We start from the raw sequence: 4741 nt of genomic DNA, 5'->3' as shown, positions 1-4741 counted from the left end.
GCGTTGTGGAGGGGGGGTGCGGGGGCCCCGAGGGCTGCCGCGCGCAGGCCCCGAGGTGCGGGTGTGGAGTGGGCGGCGGCAACCGCCAGCCGCACAACGCGCGCGTCCGGGCCGTCTTCGGCCAGCTTCTCGGCGGCGGCGCGGCCCTCCGGATCGCGACGGGCGGTGAGCACGACACGCCAACCCTGGGCCGCGAGTTGGCGGGCGGTCTCAAGCCCGAGCCCGCGGTAAGCGCCAGTGACGACGGAGACGGGGGGTGCGGTCATGGTGAGCTCCTCATGGTGGTGTTGTGAAGTGGGACGTGCGGAGTGCGCGGTGCGAATGCAGCTGCATGAGCTGTCGCCAGTACCCCTGCCCCTGCGCTGCCGCGTCAGCCCGGGCAGGTCAATGCCGGCGCTCGCCCTCGTCCGCGTCGGCGTCCAGCCAGTCCCTGCCCAGGTCCTCGCCGGCGGGCTCTGAGATCCGGTGGCTCTCGTCCAGCCAGTCGCCGAGGTCGATGAGCCGGCAACGCTCGCTGCAGAACGGACGCCACTTGGACCCCGGCACCCAGGGTACCGGACGCTGGCAGGTCGGGCATTTGACGGTGACGGTCATGGGTATCTGCGGGGCAGTTCGGCTCGGGGATGGGGTTGGTGTCCGACGCGAAAGTCTCAACCGCCCGCGCGCTCGGATCAAGCCGCAGGCTGGAGCCGCGAGGCGCCTGAGGGCAACGGTGCGATCGGAAGGTGGCGCGTTGCGGCGATGTTAAACTGGCGGCCTACCCGCGGCGGCCGCTTTGGCCTGAGCGCAACGGCGGCGCATCCATCCAGCGCGCCGGGCGACCGGTCGGCGGCGCCCGCATCCGTCTACGTCTCGAGCAGCAGAGGACATCATGGCCGGACACAGCAAATGGGCCAACATCAAGCACCGCAAGGCGGCGCAGGACAAGAAGCGCGGCAAGGTCTGGACCAAGCTGATCCGTGAGGTCACCATCGCCGCCCGTGAAGGCGGCGGCGACCCGAACGCCAACCCCAGGTTGCGGCTCGCGATGGACAAGGCCTTCGGGGCCAACATGCCGAAGGACACCGTGGACCGGGCCATCAAGCGCGGCGCCGGCGAAGAGGGCCTCGAGGACTACGAGGAGATCCGCTACGAGGGCTACGGCCCGGGCGGCGTCGCTATCATGGTCGACTGCATGACCGACAACCGCAACCGCACCGCCGCCGAGGTACGCCATGCCTTCACCAAGCACGGCGGCAACCTGGGCACCGACGGCTCCGTGGCCTATCTGTTCGCCAAGCAGGGCATCGTCAGCTTCCAGCCCGGCACCGACGAGGACAAGGTCATGGAAGCGGCACTGGAGGCGGGCGCCGAGGACGTCGTGGTCAACGACGACGAATCACTGGACGTCATCACCACGCCGGAGGACTTCAGCGCCGTCTGCGAGGGGCTCCAACAGGCTGGCTTCGACACCAGCGTCTCGGAGGTCACCTACAACGCCGCCACCAATGCGGAGCTCGACCGCGACACCGCCGAGAAGCTGCTCAAGCTGGTGGACATGCTGGAAGACCTCGACGATGTACAGGAGGTCTACCACAATGCGGACATCGCGGATGAGGTAATGGCGGAGCTTGACGCGTAGGCTTGGTGCGTCCTGTCGGGCACTCGGACATGGCGCAAGCTCAGGGCATCGATTTCGTCGCGCAAAGTGCGCAGTGCGTGGTGCGAAGTGCGGGGGGCCGAGCCAGGACCGCAGACGCACTCCGCACTCCGCACTCCGCACTCTTCCCCACCATCGGGACGAGCGCGTGACCAACCCCCCGCACCAACTCCGCCACCGCATCCTCGGCATCGACCCCGGCTCCCGCAACACGGGCTTCGGTGTCATCGACAGCGACGGGCGCCGCAGCCGTGTGGTCGCCAGCGGCTGCATCCGCGTCGGTCACCACCCCTGGCCGGACCGGCTCGGGCTTCTCTTCGACCATGTCGCCGCGCTGGCGGCGGAGCACAAGCCGCACGAGATGGCCGTCGAGCAGCTCATCTTCGCTCGCGACCCCACCGCCGCGCTCAAGATCGGCCAGGCCCGTGGAGCACTCCTTTGCGCCGGGCTCAAGGCCGGGGTGACGGTGCACGAATACAGCCCCAAGTCCGTCAAGCTCGCCGTCGTCGGCAGTGGCGGCGCCGACAAGGCCCAGGTGCAGCACATGGTACGCATCTTGCTCAGCCTGCCCGATCCGCCCGGCGAGGACGAGGCCGACGCCCTAGCCATCGCGCTCTGCCACGCCCACTCCATGGGCATCCCGCAACGCAAGCGCGCCGCCGCGAGCTGGCGGGATTTTCGGCCCTGAGCACTGCAGCTGCCTAGCGGAAACATCACTCAACCGGCGTCTCCCTGTAGCTGCTCGGTTGCAGCCCCTGAAGGTTTCACCTATTTTGGCCAAATCGGCCAGTGAACCCACCGCAACCCACCCGCATGCGAAATCGACGCGTGACAGCCGCCGGCCGAGCGCGCTCCGCCGAGAGGTGACTTACCGGCTCTCCGCAGAGCCAGGTCATTTGCGCTCGCTTGATCGAGGCGGCCGAGCCGATCATCGAAATCATCCGAGTGCTGCACGGGCGCATGGAGTCGGACGGGCTTTCCAGTGGTGGCCGCAGCTTTGGGCGGCCCAAGCAACCCGCCAGCCGCGTGCGATGCCATGCGAGCGCGGCGCAGATCAGACCGATGGGCCTCGTTGCATCGACAGGATGACCGCTACCCAACCATGATCGGACGCCTTCGCGGCGAAATCCTCGCCAAGCACCCGCCCCAGGTGCTGATAGACGTCGGCGGCGTCGGCTACGAGGTCGAGGCGCCCATGAGCACCTTCTACGACCTGCCGGCGGTGGGCGAGCCGGTGACGCTCATCACCCATCTTCTGGTGCGCGAAGATGCGCATGTGCTCTACGGCTTCCTGCGCGAGCGCGACCGTGCGTTATTCCGTGATCTGCTCAAGGTCACGGGCGTTGGCGCCAAGATGGCGCTGGCGATTCTCTCGGGCATGGACGCCCAGCGCTTCGCGGCTTGTGTGGAGCAGGAGGACATCACGGGCCTGAGCCGACTACCTGGCATCGGCAAGAAGACCGCGCAGCGGCTGGTGATGGAAATGAAGGATCGGCTGTCCGGGCTGGGCAGCGGTGCTGCGGGCGTGGTCCCTGCTCAAGGGCTTGCAGCCGCCCCAAGCGCAGCCGATGACCCGTTGGCAGATGCCGTCAGCGCCTTGGTGGCCCTGGGCTACAAACCCCAGGACGCCAATCGCATGGCCCGCGCAGTGGACGACGGCGGCAAGACCTCGGAGGAGATCATCCGCGCCGCCCTCAAATCCGCCGGAGCGGGCTGAGCGCCGGCGGTGCTCGGTCGGCTCTTGCGCCGCGCCGCGCGCGCCTTGGTTACAATCGCCGGCCGGTATCTTCCCAGAGGCCGCAGTATCCTGATGAGCCCAGACGCCAACTCCCCCGCACCGCAGCCAGCCCCGGACTGGCAGGCCCCCGAGGATGTGCTCTACGAGGACATTCTGTACCACCGTGCCGAGGGCATCGCCCGCATTACCATCAACCGCCCGGCCGTGCGCAACGCCTTTCGTCCGGAGACGGTGATCGAGCTGCTCGATGCTTTCCACCGCGCCCACCTGGACCCAGAGGTCGGCGTCGTGATCCTCACCGGCAAAGGTGAGCTCGCCTTTTGCTCTGGCGGTGACCAGCGGGTGCGCGGCCATGGCGGCTATCGCGACGCCGCCGGCACCGAGCATCTCAACGTGCTGGAGCTGCAGCGGCGCATCCGCAGCCTGCCCAAGCCCGTGGTGGCCATGGTGGCGGGCTATGCCATCGGCGGCGGCCATGTGCTGCACTTGGTCTGTGATCTCAGCATCGCCGCCGACAACGCCCGCTTCGGCCAGACCGGGCCCAAGGTGGGCAGCTTCGACGCCGGCTACGGCGCCGGCCTGATGGCCCGCACCGTCGGCCTCAAGAAGGCCAAGGAGATCTGGTTCCTGTGCCGCCAGTACGACGCGCAGGAAGCATTGGCCATGGGCCTGGTGAATACCGTGGTGCCCCTTGCCGAGCTGGAGGCGACCACAGTCGATTGGTGCCGGCGCATGCTCCAGCTCTCGCCGACGGCGCTGCGCTGCCTCAAGGCAGCCTTCAACGCCGATGCCGACGGCCTTGCCGGCATCCAGGAGCTCGCCGGCAATGCCACCGGGCTCTTCTACCAGACCGACGAAGCGCAGGAGGGACGCAATGCCTTCCTCGACAAGCGCACGCCGGACTTCTCGCGCTATCGGCGGCGGCCATGACGCGCACGCCCCATTGTCGGCTGCGCGCCGGCGCCGTCATCGGCAGGGAGGCGCCGATGCTGCTCGGGCCCCGACTGCGCGACTGAGGCACCCGTGAGCACCCCCGCCGCCATCACCTGGGACGCCGTCCGTCTCCACGCTGGACGTTGGCTCAGCGCCGCGCGCCCGAAGACGCTGCCGCTGGCCGTCACGCCTGTCGTCGGCGCCTTGCTGCTCACGCTGGCGGACGCCGGCCGCCTCGCGCCGTTTACCGCACTTGCGACTCTGCTCGCCGCCGCCGGCATCCAGATCGGCCCCAACCTGCACAACGACGCCCCCGATTTCCCACGCCGCACCGCACCCGCCCACCGCCCTGGGCCCCCCCCGGCCCCCGCCCAACGCCGGGTACCACAGCCCCAGGAGCACCGCGCCGCCCCACACACCTACACCCCCCG

Annotated in this window: 6 protein-coding genes and 1 pseudogene; 5 read left to right on the top strand and 2 right to left on the bottom strand. The window is 69.0% G+C overall.

What is annotated here, in order from left to right; translation table 11 throughout:
* On the bottom strand, positions 1-266 hold a 266-nt coding region (locus tag I6U14_RS08300; protein ID WP_296898403.1), incomplete at its 3' end, for an SDR family NAD(P)-dependent oxidoreductase.
* Positions 267-384: 118 nt separating this feature from the next.
* The gene (locus I6U14_RS08295; RefSeq protein ID WP_296898401.1) at positions 385-594 is read right to left on the bottom strand and encodes a DNA gyrase inhibitor YacG; all 210 of its coding nucleotides are present in this window, start codon (positions 592-594) and stop codon (positions 385-387) included.
* Positions 595-871: 277 nt separating this feature from the next.
* Here I6U14_RS08295 and I6U14_RS08290 point away from each other — a divergent pair, with 277 nt between their 5' ends.
* From I6U14_RS08290 to I6U14_RS08270, 5 genes and pseudogenes are all read left to right on the top strand, one after another.
* Entirely contained in the window at positions 872-1621 is a 750-nt protein-coding gene (locus tag I6U14_RS08290; RefSeq protein ID WP_296898400.1) for a YebC/PmpR family DNA-binding transcriptional regulator, read from the top strand.
* 166 nt (positions 1622-1787) lie between these two features.
* The gene (gene ruvC / locus I6U14_RS08285; RefSeq protein ID WP_296898399.1) at positions 1788-2327 is read left to right on the top strand and encodes a crossover junction endodeoxyribonuclease RuvC; all 540 of its coding nucleotides are present in this window, start codon (positions 1788-1790) and stop codon (positions 2325-2327) included.
* A 414-nt stretch (positions 2328-2741) separates the two neighbouring features.
* Positions 2742-3356 carry a Holliday junction branch migration protein RuvA gene (ruvA, locus tag I6U14_RS08280; RefSeq protein ID WP_296898398.1) on the top strand — a complete coding sequence of 205 codons (615 nt, stop codon included), beginning with the start codon at positions 2742-2744 and terminating at the stop codon, positions 3354-3356.
* Positions 3357-3449: 93 nt separating this feature from the next.
* The gene (gene menB, locus I6U14_RS08275) at positions 3450-4307 is read left to right on the top strand and encodes a 1,4-dihydroxy-2-naphthoyl-CoA synthase (protein WP_296898396.1); all 858 of its coding nucleotides are present in this window, start codon (positions 3450-3452) and stop codon (positions 4305-4307) included.
* Positions 4308-4400: 93 nt separating this feature from the next.
* Positions 4401-4741, top strand: a pseudogene (locus I6U14_RS08270) (hypothetical protein); the annotation flags it as partial.

It is taken from the genome of Thiohalocapsa sp., from assembly GCF_019695415.1.
Lineage (GTDB): Bacteria > Pseudomonadota > Gammaproteobacteria > Chromatiales > Chromatiaceae > Thiohalocapsa.
This window is presented reverse-complemented; position numbering and strand designations above follow the sequence as displayed.